The sequence below is a fragment of the Frankia sp. R43 genome, from assembly GCF_001306465.1.
Classification (GTDB): domain Bacteria; phylum Actinomycetota; class Actinomycetes; order Frankiales; family Frankiaceae; genus Parafrankia; species Parafrankia irregularis.
Genome location: NZ_LFCW01000001.1, coordinates 408656 through 426429, shown reverse-complemented (window position 1 = coordinate 426429; position 17774 = coordinate 408656). Strand labels below are relative to the sequence as shown.

The window sequence follows — 17774 nt, the reverse complement described above, 5'->3', positions numbered from 1 at the left end:
AACGGTGTCGGCCCGGTGGGGATGCCGGCGGCATCCGCAGGGCTCTCGGCGGTGGGATTCCGCGTGCTCGGCTCCGGGTGCTCCAACTGCGGGTGCTCCAACTGCGGGTGCTTCAGCTTCGGGTGATCGAGGCCAGCCAGGCGGAGACGCCCATCGTGTCGAACGTGATCTCCAGGGTTGCCGGTTCCACCGCGTCGACCTGCCAGCCGTCGGCGAAGCTGCTCCGGATCTCGTCCTGGCTGATCCGGCGGGGGCCGATGTCACCGGGAACCTGGTCGCTGAAGCACAGCATGTAGTAATGGCCACCTGGGTGGAGGACGGAGTGCAGGGCCCGGACGAAGGCCTCGCGGTCCTCGTCCGTCAGCACATGGAACAGCCCGCAGTCGAGCACCGTGTCGAACCGCTCCTTCAGTTCGGCGAGCCGCAGTGCGTTCTCGACCCGGAACCGGGCGTGCAGGCCCCGTTCGGCGGCCTTGGCCTTGGCTCGCTCGATCGCGAGCGCGGAGGTGTCGACGCCGACCACATCGAGCCCGAGGCCGGCGGCGAGCAGGGCGTGCTCACCGGTGCCACATCCGACGTCGAGGACCCGCCCGCGCAGTTGGCCGGCGTCCGCGAGCGCCTGGAAGGCGGCCTGGGGGCGGCCGATGTCCCACGGTGGGGTGCCCTGATAGAAGACGTCGAAGTCAGTGGGATGTCGTGGCCCGAGTGGTGGCAGGGCTCCGTCCGAACCTTCGAGGATGCTCATCCCTCGCGGACCTCCTTCGCGTCACCGATCAACCGTGGCCTGATCGTTACGTTGGGTGCCGGGACTGTCGAGGCTACGCGGGCAGGGGTCGCGCGAGCCGCCGGATCGCCGTTCTGGGGCGGTTGGCGGCGCATCGGACGGCCGGACACCACCAGACTCAACGGGGTGCGGCGGGCGAGGGCGACCAGCGCTGTCGACGCGGCCAGCGCGACCACCATGATGATCAACGTGGACAGGGGCGCGGGAAGCCTGCCGCGGAGCGAGTCGACGAGCGTGTCGACGAAGATCGGATGAACGAGGTAGACACCGAAGGACAACTCGGAGCCGATCCGCAGCAGCCGGTCCGGCGGTGAGGCCGCGATGCGCCGGGCAGCCCACAGCTGGCCGGCCGTGAAGAGACCGACCACGATCGCCGTGCCCCACACGATCATCACCGGCTGGAACACCGACGAGGCGAACGCGGGCGGGCGGCCGCTGCGCACGACGGCGGCGTACCACCCGGTGGCCGCTCCGGCGCCGCCCAGCACGATCAGCGGGACGAGCCGCCGGTGCCGGCCCGTCCAGGCCCGCACGGCGTCCAGCCGCATCGCCGCCACCGCACCCAGCACGACCCAGAACTGGTACGTCGGCAGCAGCGCGTGACAGTTCTCCCGCAACCAGCCGAGAACCCCGTGCCGCGGCGGGCCGTACTGGATCTCCTGCAGGATGCCGAACTGCAGCACGGCACTGGCGGCCAGCACCCGGCCCAGCGCGCGGCGGGCGCGGCGGACGAGCGTGAGCAACAGCGGCAGAACCAGGTAGACCTGCAGGGAGACCAGCAGGAAGTAGAGGTGGTAGTGCGCGTCGCCGCTGATCAGCAGCTGGCTGAGCTCGGCGAGGCCGGCGCGGAAGCCGTCCGTCTCCGCCCGGCCGACCACCGCCGACGCGCCGTACACCGCCGTCCACACGGCATAGGGCACGCCGACCAGCAGCAGCCGCCGCAACCAGAAACGGCGAAGGCCCGCGCCGCGCGGCGGCCGCGACGCGTAGCTGTGGACGAGTACGAAGCCGGTGAGAACGAAGAACGCCTCCCGGGTGAAATGCAGCAGCATCAGGGCCGCGTTGCCCGAATAGCTGCCGTTGTCGACGGTCCCGCCGGTCGCGTGCACGCCGATCACCGCGATGAACGTCAGCACGCGGACGACATCGGCCTCGTGGACGTGCCGGCCGCCGCCGGCCGGAGCACTGTCCGACCTGCTGCCTGCCGTGCTGCCTGCCGTGCTGCCTGCCGTGCTGCCTGCCGTGCCGCCTGCCGTGCCGCTGGAGGTGCTGTTCGGGGCGTCACCTGGAGCGTGCTCCGCGGCGCCGGGCGCGAGTGTCACGCCGCGCCGCGGCCGTCACCGGCCGCGTGGCCGCGGTCCGGCTCGGGGAGGTCCAGCAGGCGGCGCAGTACCTTGCCGGTAGGCCCGACCGGCAGGTCGTCGACGACCTCGATCCGGACGGGGCGCTTGTGTCGTTCCAGCCGCGTGGCGCACCGGCTGGACAGGTCGGCCAGCAGCTCGCGGGTCGATGCGGCCTCGCCGGCGCCGTTCCGCGTCGGCGCCACGGTCCGTCCCGTGGCCCGCCCCGAGGCGCTGTCGGCGGTGTGGTCGGGGGCGGCGGTGCGGTCGGCGAGCACGACCTGGGCGACGGGTATCCGGCCCAGGACGGCGTGCGGCAGCCCGAAGACCACGGCCGAGGTGACCCGGGGGTCCGCGAGCAGCACCTCCTCCACCTCACGGGGGAAGATCTTCTCCCCGCCCCGGTTGATGACGTCGTCGCGGCGGCCGACCAGGTAGAGGTAGCCGTCCTCGTCGAGCCGGCCGAGATCGCCGGTGTCGAGCCAGCCGCCCGCGCGGAACCGGTCGTTGCCGGCCTCGGTCGCGTAGGCGGAGATCACCCCGCCGCCGCGGATCTGTACCTGACCGGTCGTCCCGCACGGGCAGTGGCGCCCCTGCCGGTCGACGATCCGGATCTGCGTCCCGACGGCGCGGCCGACCGACCCTGGACGTCGCCGGCCGTCGAGCGGGTTCGCCGCGATCTGGCTCGCCGCCTCGGTCATGCCGTAGGTCTCGATCACGGGCAGCCCGGTGGCGGTCTCGAACGCCTCCAGCACGGCGACCGGCAACGGGGCCGAAGCGGACCGGACGAACCGCACCGTCCGGGTCTGCGCGGCGCTCGGGGCCGGCTGCCGCGCCAGAATGGCCAGAATCGCCGGGACCGCGTTGATCCAGGTGACGGCGTGGTTCTGGACCAGATTCCAGAAGCCCTGCCGGTGGAAGCGTGCGTCGAGCACCAGTTCGCCGCCGGCGACCAGGGTGGCGAGCAGGCCGACGACCTCCGCGTTCACATGAACCAGGGGGAGCGGGTTGTAACCGATGTCGGCAGGCGTCAGCCGGTGATGACGGGCGATCTCGGTCGCGACGTGGAGAAGCTGCCTGGCGCCGAGGAACACCTGCTTGGGAGTGCCGGTGGTCCCGGAGCTGGCCAGCAGGACACCGCCCGCGCGGGGGAACTCCATACTCCCGTTCGCGGTGTTGTCGTTCGCCATGACGCCGTTCGCCGTGACGACGAGGTCGGGTTCGAGACCGGCCAGTCGTTCGGTCAGATCCGGGGCTCCGGCCGGCACCGGAGCGGCGCAGCGGTCGCCGGCGACGGTGGCCAGGTAGGCGATGGCGAAGTCGAGCGGGTCCGCGACCGCCAGGGCGATTCGGCTGCCCGGGCCGGCGCCGTGCAGATCGAACACGCCCCACCAGCGGCGGACGGCGTCGGCCAGCTGCCGGTAGGTGATCTGGCCGCCGGTGCGCGCGGCGCGAAGGTAGACCTGGTCGGCGCTGGTCCGCGCACGTTCGTCGATCCAGCTGATCAGGGACTCGAGGCCGACCTGGTCACCCGCCGCACCGGGATCTTCATCGGCTGGCCCGTCCGTGCGCCTCGTCATTGCTGAGACAATTCACGTGCATCCTGAAGGCCGCGTTTGGGAAGTCTGAACGTCTACTGAATACCGCATCCGGGAAGTGGTCTGATATGCATTTATTCTGTGAATCTTCTGTGCTCCTTCTGTGTGCAGCTTATGAGGTTCTCGTTAAACCTGTCAGACTCTGTGTCATCACTGCCGGAGGCTGGTGTCGTGCACTGCATGCAGCCATCCTGAACTCTCCCCTCAGGATTTCTTCATCTCCCGGGGCGAAGGTCTGCCTCGACGGACCGGCGAAGGAGGAACATGTCTCGGACCGCGCTGCAGCTTCCATCACGGCAGGTGCGACCCCGTACCCGAGGTATCACCATGGTGATCGACAACGGTCTCCCGACCGGCTACTTCCAGGACGCGGTGACCAGTGCGGCGGACCTGGTCGACCTCGTCAAATTCGGCTGGGGGACGTCCGTTGTCACCGCCGACCTCGACCGCAAGATCGAGACTCTGCGGGCGCTCGGAATAGGCTACTTCTTCGGTGGCACGCTGTTCGAGAAGCATATCCTGCAAAATCGTTTTGACGATTTCCGTGAATTCTGTCACGGTCACTCATGTAGCCATGTAGAAGTCTCGAACGGGACGATCGACCTCTCCAACCAGGAGAAGTGTGCGTTCATCGGGAAGCTGGCCGACGATTTCACCGTGCTGAGCGAGGTCGGTTTCAAGGATGGTGAGCGCTCCGAACGGCTCTCCCCGTCACGCTGGATCGACTGTATTCGCGCGGATCTGGAGGCCGGTGCCGAGCTCGTCATCGCCGAGGCCCGGGAAAGCGGGAGCAGTGGCATCTGCCGGCCGGACGGCCGGCTGCGCTTCGGGTTGATCGAGGACATTCTTGACGCGGGCCTTCCGGTCGACCGCCTCCTCTTCGAGGCGCCGACCAGGACCCTGCAGACCTACTTCGTGCGCCGGGTCGGGACGGAGGTGAACCTCGGCAACATCGCGCCGGCCGAGGTGATCGCCCTGGAGACGCTGCGGCTGGGGCTGCGCTCCGACACGATGCTCGACATCGGGGTGGAGGCCGGACCGCATGCGTGACCGCGGCGACACCTTCCACCTCGCCATTCCGGCCTTCGACCTGGACGAGGCCGTCGAGTTCTACGTCGGCCGGCTCGGCTGCAAGCTGGCCCGGCGTTACCCCGACCGGATCACCCTGGACTTCTTCGGCGACCAGCTTGTCTGCCATCTGTCCGAACGGCCGGCCGTGGCGGCGCCGCTCGGGCTTTACCCGCGCCATTTCGGGGTGACGTTCCGCCGGTCCGCGGACTTCGACCGGCTCCTGCGCCTGGTCGAGCTCCGCAAGATCCCGGTGTTCCAGCCGCTCGGTACCCGCTTCGAAGGCCTCGCGGAGGAGCATCGCACGTTCGTGCTGCGCGACCCGGCGGACAACCTCCTGGAGTTCAAGCACTACCGGGACCCGCGGATGATGTACTGAGCGCCGCCGGATGCGGGCGGGCGAGTACGACCTCGGCCCGGTTGCGCCCGCCTCGCTTCGCGCGGTAGAGCGCCGCGTCGGCGCATTCGACGAAGCTTGTGAGGTCGTCCCGCAGGGTGGGAACGAGCGCTGTCGTGCCGATGCTCACCGTCACGACCCGCGTGGCGGCCCTCGGGTGTGGCTCGGCCAGCGCCTCGACGGCCGCACAACAACGCCGTGCCAGCCGGGCGGCACCGGCGGCATTGGTGTCGGGCATGACGACGGCGAACTCCTCGCCGCCGTAACGCGCGGCGATCAGTGGCTCGCGCAGGCTGCGGGCGAGGCACTGGGCGACCAGCCGCAGGCAGTGGTCGCCGGCGGCGTGGCCGAAGTGATCGTTGTAAAGCTTGAAATGATCGATGTCGACCATCGCGAGGGCGAGGGGTGATCCCCGCCGCCGGGCCTGATGCCATTCGTGGTCGAGGATCTCGTCCAGCCGCCGGCGGTTGGCGAGCCCCGTCAACGGGTCGGTCACCGCAAGCTGCTTGAGCTGCCTGTTCGCGGCCGCGAGCTGCTGGGTGCGCTGATCCACCTTGCGTTCGAGCGACGCGTACATCAGGGCGTTGTCGAGCGAGACCGCCAGCTGGCTGGCAACAAGCATGATCCCTTCGAGGCGGTCCACCGAGAACGCGTGGCTGATCATGCGGTTCTCCAGCAGCAGCATCGCCCGGAGACGGCCGCGGATCGAGATGGGCACGGCGAGCAGCGAACAACGTTCATGCGGGCAGAAGCACGGGTCGCGGTGGAACCGCTCGTCGGTGGCGACATCGGTGACGACAACCGGCTCGCGGGTCCGTTCCGTGTACCAGACGACGGACGGTGGCAGGAGATGGCGCTGGCCGGCCTCCCGCAGGGTGATGGCGGGACCGGTGTCGGTCGTGACCGTCCAGGCCTTGCTCTCGTCGTCACGCAGCAGCAGGTGGACGTCGGTCGCCCCGGTCATCTCGGAGAGGATCCCCACGACCGTGGCCCGCAGGCCCGCCACGCTTGTCTCCGAGCTGAGCGCCCGCGACGCGGCGACGATGCCTCGCAGGTCGATGGTGCCCGTCGTGACCACCGAGCGTCCGTCCGCACGCCTCCTCGGGTCCCCGATGAGCAGCTCCTCGGCCGGTGGCCCGGTCCGCAGGCCCGGGGTTCCCCAGTCGAGCTGGTTGACCTTCGCGGTGGCGCCCCAGGCCGCGTAGACCCGACGGGTTCCGACCAGGAGCAGCCGCCCCGCCACCTCCAGGCCGTGGCTCAGGTAGAAGTGGGCGGCCTCCTCCAGGATCAGCGCGAGGTGCCACGGCCGAGACCGCGAGATGGCCTCCCGGTGTGCCGCGTCGAAGAAGTAGGAGGCTCGCTGGAAGTCGTCGGTGGCCCAGGCCCGTTCTGCCTGTGCCAGGTAAAGCAGGTGCAGGAAGTTGAAGGGCGCGTCGGCGGCGCGGGCGGCCAGCCAGGCGATCGTCTCGTCCAGTTCCTTCAGTAGATCGCCGGCCGGCACCCCGGCCAGCGGGTCACGGGCCGGTGGTCTCCCGGCCGGCGGGTGCTCGGTTCCCGGCCGCCGGTGCCCCGAGCGGATGCCCCGCGCCAGCGTCAGCACCCGCAGCAGACGGCCAGCGACGATCACGTAGCTTGCCTCGAACGGGGCGAGCAGCGGTTCCACGGCGGCGAGGTGCTCGGTCAGCTCGTCCGGGCGGTCGAAGACAGCGGCGGCGATCGCACTGTTGAGGTGGAAGTGCACGACGGCGACCGAGTTGCCGGCGATGAGGGAGAGCATGGCCGTCTCGTCGATGCCGCGCTCCTCGAGCTCACCGCGCAGAGCCGCCGCGAGCCGGCGGAAGGTGCTCACGGACTCCTCGGCCCGGTGGTTGCCGGTCCGGGTGGCCAGCGTCATCGCCACCTCGGCCTCGGTCGCGACGAGGTCGAGTGAGGTCGCGCAGTCCAGGAGGTTGAACAGCAGGCACTGGTGGGCCCAGCAGGCGGCCTGGTAGTCGCCGCTGCGAAGGAGCTCGTCCAGCGCCCGGCGGGTGGCGGCCAGATTCTGCTCGAGAGGCTCGAACCAGTGGCCGGATGTGATCAGGTAGTGGAACTCGGCCAGCCAGACCTCGGGCTCGTAGCCCCGCGCGTGGCCCACCGCGAGCAGGCGACGCAGGATACGGTGGCCGGTGCGGTAGTCGGCTCGGTGCCTGACCGTCACTATCGCGGCATGGCTCGCCGGGCCCAGCAGGGCGCGGTCCGGGCCGTCCTCTGCCCACATCTGCAGTGTCCGTACGTTCAGCCAGGCCAGCATCGTGTGGTCGCTGAAGAACGCCGCCGGCGAGAGGGCATTGATCATATTCATGATGCTCAGTCGCACCCGGTCGACCAGCTCCGCGCGCCGCAGGTCATCGGCGTCGCTCGTGGTGTCGATCCACCGATAGGCGGCGTCGAGGCCGCTGTCGATCTCCGCGTCCAGCTGCTCTCGGCCCGGGACGGTCAACCCGAGGCGCCGCAGCTGCTCGACACCGAGGTCGACCGCCTCGGCCGCACGCCGGCGATTGGTGAGGCTGCTGATCTGGACGACGGTCGGGGCCGTGCGCCGGAGCGGATCGGTGCACAACCGGTCGATGATCTCGTAGACCTCGTCGGCCTCCTCGAGCCGACCGAGGTCGCACAGGGCGGCGTGCCGTTCGATGTGGATGGCCAGCAGCTCGTCGACGTCGGACGGATCGAGAAGCGTCGCGGCGGCGGCCGTGTACCTCTCGACCTGGGCATGGTTGGACAGCACCTTCGCCTCGCCCGCTGCCCTTCGCAGAAGCGCCGACACCCGGCGCCGCTCGGCCGGGTCGTGGACCGCGCCGAGGACGGGCAGATACTGCTCTGCCGCCACGGAGAGATACTCCGCTTCCGAGTTGTTCGGGTCTTCTGGATCGCCGGCCAGGTTCCGGGCCAGCCTCAGGTGCGTCGCGTCCCGTGACTGCTCGCTGAGGCTGGCCAGTGCCGTCTGGCGGGTCCGGTCGTCCTGGAACCGCACCGACTGCCGTCCGCCGGCCGCGGTCTCGGAAACCAGCACCCCGGCCTCGATCGCCATGGCGAGCCGCTGTTCCACCTTGTCGATCGGCAGCGCGGCCGCGGCGGCCAGAAGATCCAGATCGGCATGGGCGCCCAGGCAGGCCACCGACGCGAGCAGATCCACGGCGACACCCGGCAGCCCGGCGACCCGGGCCGTCAGAAGTTCGGTGAAGTTGATCCGATGCAGGCGGTGGCGCAGTGCTTCCCGATCCCACCGCCAGCCGCCCGCGGCGAAGTGCAGGAGCTCCTCGTCGCGCAGGGTGTTGAGGAGCTCGACGGTGTCACGCGGATTTCCCCCGGCCGCCGGTGCGAGTATGCGTGCCAGTTCGGCCGCCGGCCCCGGCGCGACGTGCAGGATGTCCGCCACCAGCGCCGCCTGGGCCGTCGGTGGGAGGTTCTCCAGCCGCAGCTTGCGCGGTCCGCGCGGCTGGAGCAGCCAGCGACCTAGCTGTTCCGCCAGCGGGGTGGTGGCGCCGATCTCGCTGTCGCGGTACGCGCCGATCAACAGCAGCCCGTCGACAGCCGCGCTTCCACTGAAGATCGGGTCGAGGATGCCCATCGGGGTGCGGCTGGCCCACTGCAGGTCGTCCACGAAGCAGACCACCGGGCGCTCGGTCGAGGCGACGGCGCGCAGGATCTCGAGGCCGGTGTGCGCCGCGCGGGCTCGCCTCGTCATCACATCACCCGGCGCGGCCTGGACGTCCAGCAGCACCCCCAGCTCCGGCACCGCGGCGGCGGCCAGGCCCGCGTTGCGGCCCAGGCCATGGCGTAGCCGTTCCCGATACTCGGCCAGGCGCTCCTCGGGCTCGGCCAGCAGGAGCCGGCCGAGCGCCCGAACCGCCTGGAGGAAGCCGTTGTACGCCTGGTCGAGTCGGTGCTGGTCGAACTTCCCGGCCACGAACCAGCCGCCGTGACCGGCCGCGATCAGCCTCAGTTCGTCGACCAGGGCGGTCTTCCCGACCCCGGCCTCGCCGTCGACGAGGACGGAACGCGGGTGACCCGCCATGACCGCCAGGAAGGCGCCACGAAGCTCGTCGATCTCCTGGTCGCGGCCGATGAGCCTGGAGGACCTCAGCTGACGAGTCCACCGATCGTGGGCTCCGGGGCGGGCCGGCGGCGTTCCGCGGCGGACCAGGGCGAGGTCGTGCGCAAGCCCCTCGGCGCTCTGATAGCGATCATCGGGTTCCTTCTCGAGCAGGTGCGCGATGACCTTCGCCAGCGCCCGGGGCACAGTCGGGTTTCGCTCCGACGCCGGGACCGGCACCCGGGCCAGATGGTCGTGGATGATGCGCAGCGGGTCGTCCGCGCCGAACGGCGGCGCTCCGGTCGCCAGCTCGTACAGGGTCGCGCCGACGGCGTACAGATCGGCGCGCTCGTCGACGGGACGGCTGGTCCGGCCGGTCTGTTCCGGCGCGAGGTAGGGGACCGTGCCGACGATCGCGCAGTGGTGGGTGAACTCGCTGCGCGTCGACGTGAGCGTGGTGGCGAGCGTGAAGTCGATCAGCCACACCTCGCCGTCCGGGGTGGCCACGATGTTCGCCGGGCTGATGTCACGGTGCACGATGCCGCGGTGGTGCATCGCCGCGACCGCCCGGGCCAGCGACTCGGCGACGACAAGCAGCAGGTCCGGTTCGAGCGGCGTGCGCCAGGTGGAGAGTGCGGTGCCGCCGACGTCCTTCAGCAGGATCGATCCCGGGCTCTTCTTGCCTCCCAGCCCGAGCTCACCCGCCGCTCCGGACACGGACGCGGCCGCGGGCTCGGCGCGGGCGTCCGGCTCGATGCCCGCCTCGTGCTCGGCATCCGCCGCGGCGGCAAGCTGGACGACGCCCTCCACGCCGGTCAGCCTTCTGAGAATCTCCGTCTCATGCCGCAGCCGCCGGTTCGCGCCCCGGCCCAACACCTCCTTGCGGATCAGCGGACCGGAGGAACCCGGCATCCGGGTCACCCGGGTGCGCTCGGACTCCGCGAGCACCACCGAACGGACCGGCGAAGGTGTCGGCGACCTGGGCGGATCCCGGCCCGGCGACATGCTCCGGGCTGTCCGCTCCGACCGTTCGACGTCGCGCCAGACCTGCCCCACCCTGCCAGTCTGCCCCGCCGATGCGCCGGGTATCGCGATGATCAGTTACCGCCCGCGAGGCCTTCTTTCTGCCCCGGAGTGCCTTCCTGCTGTGGCTAGTTGTTCGCGGCGCGTGGTTTCGGGCCGGTGGCCCGCATGTTCACCAGCCTGCCCAGCAGGTCGAACCAGAAGGGCGCGCCGGCCGTCAGCGCGAAGCAGGCGATCGCGATACCGGCGATCTTCAGCAGCCACCCGCCGACCGAGGTCGGCACCTCCCGCGGGTCGTCGCGCCGGTCGGACGCATCGACCCAACCGACCGGGATGGACAGCCCGGACGCGTCACGCACCGCCTCGATGCTGCGCTCCGCGGCCTCACCCACCGTCGCGTCACCATCCGCGGTCGCGTCGGTGCCCGTGGTGGTTCCGCTGCTGGTGGCCGCGTCGTCGCCCGCCGTGCCCACCTCGGCGACGGCGGCGGCCACCGCGGCCTGCCGTACGGTCCCGTCCTGCCACAGCGCCCGGGTGATCGCGATGGCGTCCAGATTGAACGCGGCCGACAGCAGGATCGCGTAACCGAGCAGGAACGCGGTGATGTGCCGCTTGTACCAGCCCGAGAGGCGGTCCATCGCGTCGTCGTACCAGCGCGCCAGATCGGCGATGATCTTCTCGCGGTCGCCGCCGGCCTTGACGATCGCGGCGGTCAACGCCGTCCGGGCGGGGGAGGGCGGCAGCGCGGCGAGGCTTTCCTCCAGTGAGGCGACGGCGCCGGTCCGGACGGCGGCGACGAGGGCGGCGGCCACCACCCGCCCGGTCGGGTGCTCCGCGGGCATGGCCTGGTGCAGGGCCGTGGCGGTCTGCTCGTCGAGTACCCGGCGCGCGGCGTCATACGCGCGCTGGTAGGCCGTCCGGATCTCGGCCGGGATCTCCGCGGGCAGGTTCTCCGGCCGGAGCTGGTGCAGCATGACCCGTGCGGGTGGGTCCACGAGATCGAGCAGGGCCTGCGCGAACGCGGTCGAGGGCAGGTAGGACGGCAGCCGCAGCCGCCGGGCCCGGCGGATCGACGCCCAGAACCCGCTGACCGGGGGATGGTCGGCGACGTTCACCGGTAGCACGTCCCTGCCGGTGGCTCGCAGGACCCGCAGCGGCCCGTCGAGGAGCTCGGCGGTGACATCGGGTCCATCCGCCGGGCCGCCGGCCTGGCGGATTCCGCCGAGGAGCCGACGGAGCTCGGCTTCGAGCCGCAGCCCCCGGTAGCGGAACAGGGCGAGGACGGTTTCGTTGATCCGCGAGACCGCCAGGCTGAACGCGGCGAAGATCAGCGCCAGCCCGACCAGCACGTCAAGAGCCGATGAGTCCGGCATGCCCCCGCTTCCAGTCTCCTCGGCGCCCGGTGGCCCCTACCAGTTCCGTGGGAGTTCCCCGCACCGGGCGATCCGACCTGAACGGCGTATTTCTACACCCCAACCGCACGTATTACGCAAAACCGCACGTGGGAAGGCCGGGCGAGCGGACTGCCGCCGCGGGTGGTGGGCGGGTGCTGCGCGCGGGAAGCCGCGTCGGAGGCTGCTGTCGCGTTAGTATTCCATCCGAACTTGAACATGTTCAACTCTGGATGGAGCCCTCGTCGATGGGAACGCAGGGAGTCGGCGGCGACGACGTCAGCGGCAGCGGCGACGACGTCAGCGGTGGCGGCAGCCGGGCCAGCGGTGGCGGCGAAGTCGGTTACCGCGGGGAAGGCGCCGGGCGGGGGGCCGCGACACGTGCGTTGATTCTCGAAAAGGCGCTGGCCTCGTTTCGGGAACGCGGCTACGACCAGACCACGATGCGCGGTATCGCGCAGGCCGCCGGGGTCTCGCTCGGGAACGCCTACTACTACTTCGGCTCGAAGGAGCAGCTCGTCCAGGAGCTCTATGCCGTGATCCAGGCGGGGCACCGGCAGCGGGCGGCCGAGGCGCTGCAGGCCCGCGACCTCTCGGGCCGTCTCCGGGGCGTGCTGCATGCCGGTATCGACGAGATGACGCCGTACCACGCCTTCGCCGGTTCGTTCATCAGGGTCGCGATCTCGCCGGACTCGACGTCCAGCCCGTTCAGCGCCGATTCGGCGGCTGCCCGGGAAGCCGCCATCGGCCTGTTCCGCGAGGTCGTCGACGGCCCCGCCCGCGGCCCTGCCCGCGGTCCCGTCGATGGTCCCGTGGAGGGGGCTGCGGGCCGGCTCGGTGTTCCTCGCCCGCCCGCGCCGCCCGCGCCGCCCGCGCCGCCCGCGCCGCCCGCGCCGCCCGCGCCGCCGGCGCCGCCGGCGCTGCCCGAGCTGCTCTGGCTGTCCTACCTCGGCATCACGCTGTTCTGGGTCTACGACGGATCACCGGGCCAGGTACGGACGCGCCGCCTGGTGGACTCCTCGGCACGGCTGATCGGCAGGACCGTGCCGCTCGCGAGGCTTCCGGTACTGCGCTCCGTCACGGACGACGTCCACCGCCTGCTGACGGATCTGCGTTCACCGCCGGGGTTCGGATGGTCGACGACAGCGCGTCGCTGAACGGCTGGCCAACGAAATGTCGGGATGACGGGACCGGGTCAGCCCGGCTCGGTCTGGGAGGAGACGGGGCAGCGATGAAGATCATCATTCCGGGTGGTACCGGGCATCTGGGGCGTCTGTTGGCCGTAGCCTTTCTGGACGCCGGGCACGAGGTCGTCGTCCTCAGCCGGCGTGAGCCCGCCCCGGCTGGAGCCGCCGGCAGGGCGGACGCCCGTCCGGGGGATGGTCGCGTGGTCTGCTGGGACGGGCGCACCCTCGGCCCGTGGGCGGCCGAGGTCGATGGGGCGGATGCGGTGATCAATCTTGCCGGCCGCAGCGTGAACTGCCGCTACACCCAACGCAACCTGCAGGAGATGATGGCCTCGCGGATCGACTCCGCCACCGTGGTGGGTGCGGCGATCGCCCGGGCGGCGGCGCCCCCGCGGGTGTGGCTGCAGATGAGCACCGCCACGATCTACGCGCACAGTCACGATCAGGCCAACGACGAGGCGACGGGGGTCGTCGGGGGGGCCGAGCCTGGGGTGCCGGCGTACTGGGCCTTCAGCGTCGACATCGCCCGGGCGTGGGAGAGCGCGCAGGCCGACGCTCCGACCCCGCGGACCCGCAAGGTCGCGCTGCGGGCAAGCATGGTGATGGCTCCCGGCCGGGGCGGTGCCTTCGACATGCTCTGGCGCATGGCCCGGCTGGGCCTCGGCGGTCCGGTCGCCGGTGGCAGGCAGTACATGTCCTGGATCCACGGCGACGACTTCGCGCGGGCGGTCGCGCTGCTTCTCGCCCGGGAGGATCTCACCGGGCCGGTCAACCTGGCCTCGCCCGAACCGCTGCCCTACCGCGACTTCATGGCGCAGCTGCGGGCCGCGGCCGGGGTGCCTGTCGGCCTGCCAGCCACGGCCTGGATGGCCGAGCTCGGTGCGTTCCTGCTGCGCAGCGACACCGAGCTTCTCCTGAAAAGTCGCCGGGTCGTGCCAGGCCGGCTGCTCGACGCGGGCTTCGTCTTCGCCCACCCGCAGTGGCAGGCCGCCGCGCGGGATCTGGTGACCCGCAGCCGAACCCGCGGCCGGGCGGGCGGGGTACTCGACGCTGTCTGACCCCGCCGCCCTCGACCTCGACGCCGCCGGCCTCGGCTCCGGCTCCGGCTCCGACTCCGGCGCTCGAAGTCTCCGGCGCTCGAACTCACCCTCGAAGCCGCCGGCCGGCGGTTCGATCAGAACGCGAGGAACAGGATCTGCTCCCGGGAGTACTCGTGGCCCGGGTGCTTCTCGGCGAGATGGGCCTGGGTCTTCTCCACGAGGTCGTCGTCGTCCTCACCCTCGATGAATTCGCCACACGGGCAGCTGAGACGTCGTGCCACGGTTCCTCCTCCGCTCCGTGGTGGACGTCCTGTGCCGCCCACCGACAGGTTCGAAGCCATCTTTGCCGTCGGAATCGTCCCGTGCACCTGTTGGCATGAACGGCCGTACGGCTGGTGGCTGTTGGCTCACAGCGCCAGGGATCACGGCCTGGCGCGTGGCTTGATTCTGGTCTCCGGCAGCGGCGGTGCGGGCAGCCAGGCGGTGCCGCCGATGTACCCCTCGACCTGGCCGAACCGGTCGGACTGATTCTGCCAGGCCTCGCGGTAGACGGCGATCTCCTCGTGGCTGCGCCCAATAAAATTCCACCACATAACGATGTTTTCTTCGAAGGGTTCCCCACCGATCAGTACGACCCGTGCCGGGTCGCTGCCGGGGTTGCCCAGTGCCAGGCTCGCCGCACCCGCTGCGAGGTAACCCAGCTCGCCGGCCGCGACCCGCTGCCCAGCCGCGTCCGGACCCGCGCCCGCGTCGGCGCACGCGGTCACCTCGACGTCACCGGTGTCCACCAGAACGCCGTGCTCGTAGCCGGGGTCGACGGGCAGCGTCAGCCGGGTTCCCGGTGCGAGCACGATCTCGGCGCCGAGCAGCGGCGAGAACGTGCGTACCGGTGACCGCTCGCCGGCGAGCTCGCCCAGGAAGACCCGTGCCGTCGCGCCGTCGAGGTCCACGACCGGCGGAACGTGGTGCTGGAAGTCGCGGGGGGCGTCGCGGTGCGCGTCGGGCAGCGCGACCCAGAGCTGCACCCCGTGCAGGATCGTCGTCCCCGGGGCGGTCACCTCGGAGTGGCAGATGCCGTGCCCGCCCGTCATCAGGTTCACCTCGCCGGGGCGGACGAACGCATGTGTTCCCAGGCTGTCGCGGTGCTCCAGGACTCCGGCGAACAGCCAGCTCACCGTCTGCAGCCCGGTGTGCGGATGCGGCGGCACATCCATGCCGCCGCCCGCCGAGACGTCATGCGGACCATAGTGGTCGACGAAGCACCAGGCGCCGATCATCGAGCGGCTGTGGCGGGGCAGGGTGCGCCGCACCGTCATCGCGTCGGCTCCGCCAAGCGGGACGTCGTGCGGGGAGATGATCTCGACGACCTGCCCCGAGCGCTCGTCGGCCCGGCACCGGATCTCGGCGGAAACCGTTTCCACATTGCTCACAGCGCACCGTCACCCCTGGTCGGCCAGCATCTGAACTGCACAACCTATTGCGACGATGCCCGTGTTCCACCAGTTCCGGTGCCGGACCTGAGATCGGAAGCATCCCGGGCGCGGGTGCCGGCACCGCTGCCTCCCGCGCTTACCTGTGCCTACTCGAACGCGGCCGCGGCCTCCCGCATCACCCGGACCAGCGTCTCGAGATCGTCCGGGCCCGGCTCGCCGGAGGTGTAGGTCACGCTGCGCAGCTGGCCGGTGTAGCGGAACGTCCGGTGCCGCTCGTGGACGGGCCAGGAGACCGGGGAGCGGCGGTCCACGCCGACGCTGATCCCCTGGAACGGCGCCATGCCGATCAGCTGGTGGACGCTGGCGAGCCGCCCCGTCTCGACTCCGTCGACGAGGACCCGCCACTCCCAGCGCAGGCCCGCCTGCGCCACCACCGCGATGCGAACGGCATGCACGCCTTCGTCCAGCGGCCCGGCGTCCACCTCGTGCAGCGTGCCGTACTCGTTGTAGGCGAGGTGGAGCCGGCCGTTCTCCACGTAGACGCTGTAACCGCCGCCCTGGTCACCGTGCGAGACGAGGACACCCGCGTCGTCCGCGGCGTGCCAGGTCAGGTCGATGTCGATGTCGAAGGACCGGAACGTGATCAGTTTGGCGGACCGGTACCGCTCGAGCTCCGGCGTACCGGCCAGCAGGGTGACCGGGCGGCGCAGGCGCTCCTCGGCCGGGTTGCGGATGGCCAGGCCGCCGCTCGCGTCGGTGAGCGGGAAGACGCCGTTGCGCCAGGCGGCGTCCTCCCAGGCGGCTGCCAGCGCCCCGACGACGTCGGGGTACTCGGCGGAGATGTCGTCGATCTCGGTCGGATCCTCGGCCAGGTTGTACAACGCCCATTCACCGTCGTCGTACGGTGTGCCGAACCGGTGCAGGGTGACCAGCTTCCAGCCATCCCGGTAATAACTGCGGTTACCGGTCATCTCACAGTACTGTTCACTGTGGGTGCTGGTCGTGTTCTGGTCTGTCAGGACAGGCGCGAAACTGACCCCGTCGAGTTCCTGGACGACCTGCCCGTGGCGCTGTTCGGGCCGTTTCACCCCGGCCAGCTCGAGCAGCGTGGGCGCGATGTCGGTGACGTACTGGTACTGCGCCCGGATGCCGTCGTCCGCCCCGGTCCGGCGCAGGCCGGCCGGCCAGGAAAGCACGAAGGGAACCCGCACCCCGCCGGCGTGGGTCTGGCCCTTGTAAAGCCGGAACGGGGTGTTCGACGCCATTCCCCAGCCGCGGGGATAGTGCACCAGGCTCTGCGGCCCGCCGATGAGGTCGATCTCGCGCTCGACGTCGGGATTCCAGTCGGCGGGAAGCAGCGGGTAGTGCACGAAACGGCTGAAGTAGCTGCGGGTGCCTTCCGGGCCACCTTCGCCGGTCCCGCCGTTGTCCGAGGTGAACAGGATGATGGTGTTGTCCAGCTCCCCGAGGGCTTCCAGGGTGTCCACCAGGCGGCCGAGGTTCTGGTCGACATTGTCGACCATCGCGGCGTACACCTCCATGTACCGGGCGTACAGGCGCTGTTCTTCCGGCGAGAGGTCAGCCCACGCGCCGACCTCGAATCCGGCCTCGAAGTTGCGGCGGGGCAGCCGGGTGCCCGGCGGGAACAGTCCGGCGTCGAGCTGCCGGCCGAACCGGCTCTCCCGTAGTTCGTCCCAGCCGTCGGCGTACCGGCCGCGGTGCCGTTCGAGATCCTCCGCCTTCGCCTGCAACGGGCCGTGCACCGCGTTGTGCGCGAGGTAGAGGAAGAAAGGCTTGTCCGGGTCGTGCGCCCGCAGCGACTTCACCATCGAGATCGCCTCGTCGGTGATCGCGTCGGTGTAGTAGTAGTCCTCCGGCAGCTCGTCGATGTCGAGCGGGCTGTTGTCCCGGACGAGCTGATGCGGGTGGAACAGGCTGGTCAGCCCTTCGAGGACGCCGTAGTAGCGTTCGAAGCCCTTCTGCAGCGGCCAGTTGCGCCGGTCGTCGGCGGCGTTCGACGCGGAATCCCTCGTCAGGTGCCACTTGCCGACTGCGTAGGTGGCATACCCGCCGTCGTGGAGAATCTCCGCCAGGGTGGGGATGTCGTCGGCGATCTCCATGCCGTAGCCCGGGAAGCCGGGGTCGGCGTTGGCAACCAGCGAATAACCCACACGGTGCGGATTCAGGCCGGTGAGCAGGGCGGCTCGGGCCGGCGAGCACAGCGGCATGGTGTGGTAGTTCGTCAGCCGCACCCCGCGCTCGGCGAGCCGGTCCAGCACGGGTGTGGGAATCTCCGAGCCGAACGGGCCGATGTCGCTGTAGCCCAGATCGTCGACGAGCACCACGACGATGTTGGGTGCGCCGGGCGCGGGTGTCTCCCGCGGTGCCCAGGCCGGCTCCGACTGGCCCATTGTGCGTCCGATCCGGCCCGGGAAGCT

12 protein-coding genes are annotated in these 17774 nt (G+C 70.7%); 4 read left to right on the top strand and 8 right to left on the bottom strand.

Annotated elements, in window-relative coordinates; translation table 11 throughout:
- Positions 1-112: 112 nt before the first annotated feature.
- From ACG83_RS01445 to ACG83_RS01435, 3 genes are read right to left on the bottom strand one after another with little or no spacing between them, the layout of a single operon-like run.
- The gene (locus ACG83_RS01445) at positions 113-745 is read right to left on the bottom strand and encodes a class I SAM-dependent methyltransferase (RefSeq protein ID WP_054564346.1); all 633 of its coding nucleotides are present in this window, start codon (positions 743-745) and stop codon (positions 113-115) included.
- Positions 742-2106 carry an acyltransferase gene (locus tag ACG83_RS01440; RefSeq protein WP_054564345.1) on the bottom strand — a complete coding sequence of 455 codons (1365 nt, stop codon included), beginning with the start codon at positions 2104-2106 and terminating at the stop codon, positions 742-744. Before ACG83_RS01440 ends, ACG83_RS01445 begins: the two co-directional genes overlap by 4 nt.
- Complete coding sequence (locus ACG83_RS01435) at positions 2103-3704, bottom strand: AMP-binding protein (protein WP_054564344.1); 1602 nt, start codon at positions 3702-3704, stop codon at positions 2103-2105. Before ACG83_RS01435 ends, ACG83_RS01440 begins: the two co-directional genes overlap by 4 nt.
- A 282-nt stretch (positions 3705-3986) precedes the next feature.
- Here ACG83_RS01435 and ACG83_RS01430 point away from each other — a divergent pair, with 282 nt between their 5' ends.
- Both ACG83_RS01430 and ACG83_RS01425 read left to right on the top strand, forming a co-directional pair.
- Positions 3987-4772 carry a phosphosulfolactate synthase gene (locus ACG83_RS01430; RefSeq protein WP_054564343.1) on the top strand — a complete coding sequence of 262 codons (786 nt, stop codon included), beginning with the start codon at positions 3987-3989 and terminating at the stop codon, positions 4770-4772.
- Positions 4765-5169, top strand: a complete 405-nt coding sequence (locus ACG83_RS01425; RefSeq protein ID WP_054564342.1) for a VOC family protein — start codon at positions 4765-4767, stop codon at positions 5167-5169. The genes ACG83_RS01430 and ACG83_RS01425 overlap by 8 nt, the downstream gene beginning before the upstream one ends.
- Here the strand turns inward: ACG83_RS01425 and ACG83_RS01420 are convergent.
- Both ACG83_RS01420 and ACG83_RS01415 read right to left on the bottom strand, forming a co-directional pair.
- A complete protein-coding gene (locus tag ACG83_RS01420; RefSeq protein WP_054564341.1) occupies positions 5135-10267 on the bottom strand; it encodes a diguanylate cyclase in 5133 nt (1710 codons plus the stop codon). The genes ACG83_RS01425 and ACG83_RS01420 overlap by 35 nt on opposite strands.
- Positions 10268-10413: 146 nt before the next feature.
- Positions 10414-11658 carry a hypothetical protein gene (locus ACG83_RS01415; protein WP_054564340.1) on the bottom strand — a complete coding sequence of 415 codons (1245 nt, stop codon included), beginning with the start codon at positions 11656-11658 and terminating at the stop codon, positions 10414-10416.
- A 266-nt stretch (positions 11659-11924) separates the two neighbouring features.
- On the opposite strand from ACG83_RS01415, the gene ACG83_RS41850 reads away from it, so the two are divergent.
- Entirely contained in the window at positions 11925-12833 is a 909-nt protein-coding gene (locus tag ACG83_RS41850; RefSeq protein ID WP_083472960.1) for a TetR/AcrR family transcriptional regulator, read from the top strand.
- 74 nt (positions 12834-12907) lie between these two features.
- Positions 12908-13921: an epimerase gene (locus ACG83_RS01405; RefSeq protein ID WP_054564339.1), complete on the top strand. Its 1014-nt coding sequence runs from the start codon at positions 12908-12910 to the stop codon at positions 13919-13921.
- A gap of 116 nt (positions 13922-14037) precedes the next feature.
- Here the strand turns inward: ACG83_RS01405 and ACG83_RS41535 are convergent, their stop codons facing one another.
- From ACG83_RS41535 to ACG83_RS01395, 3 genes are all read right to left on the bottom strand, one after another.
- On the bottom strand, positions 14038-14184 hold the full coding sequence (locus ACG83_RS41535) for a hypothetical protein (protein WP_006538181.1): 147 nt from the start codon (positions 14182-14184) through the stop codon (positions 14038-14040).
- 141 nt (positions 14185-14325) lie between these two features.
- Positions 14326-15333, bottom strand: a complete 1008-nt coding sequence (locus ACG83_RS01400; protein WP_054564338.1) for a pirin family protein — start codon at positions 15331-15333, stop codon at positions 14326-14328.
- Between the two features lie 149 nt (positions 15334-15482).
- Positions 15483-17747: an arylsulfatase gene (locus tag ACG83_RS01395; RefSeq protein WP_054565336.1), complete on the bottom strand. Its 2265-nt coding sequence runs from the start codon at positions 17745-17747 to the stop codon at positions 15483-15485.
- Between the last annotated feature and the right edge of the window lie 27 nt (positions 17748-17774).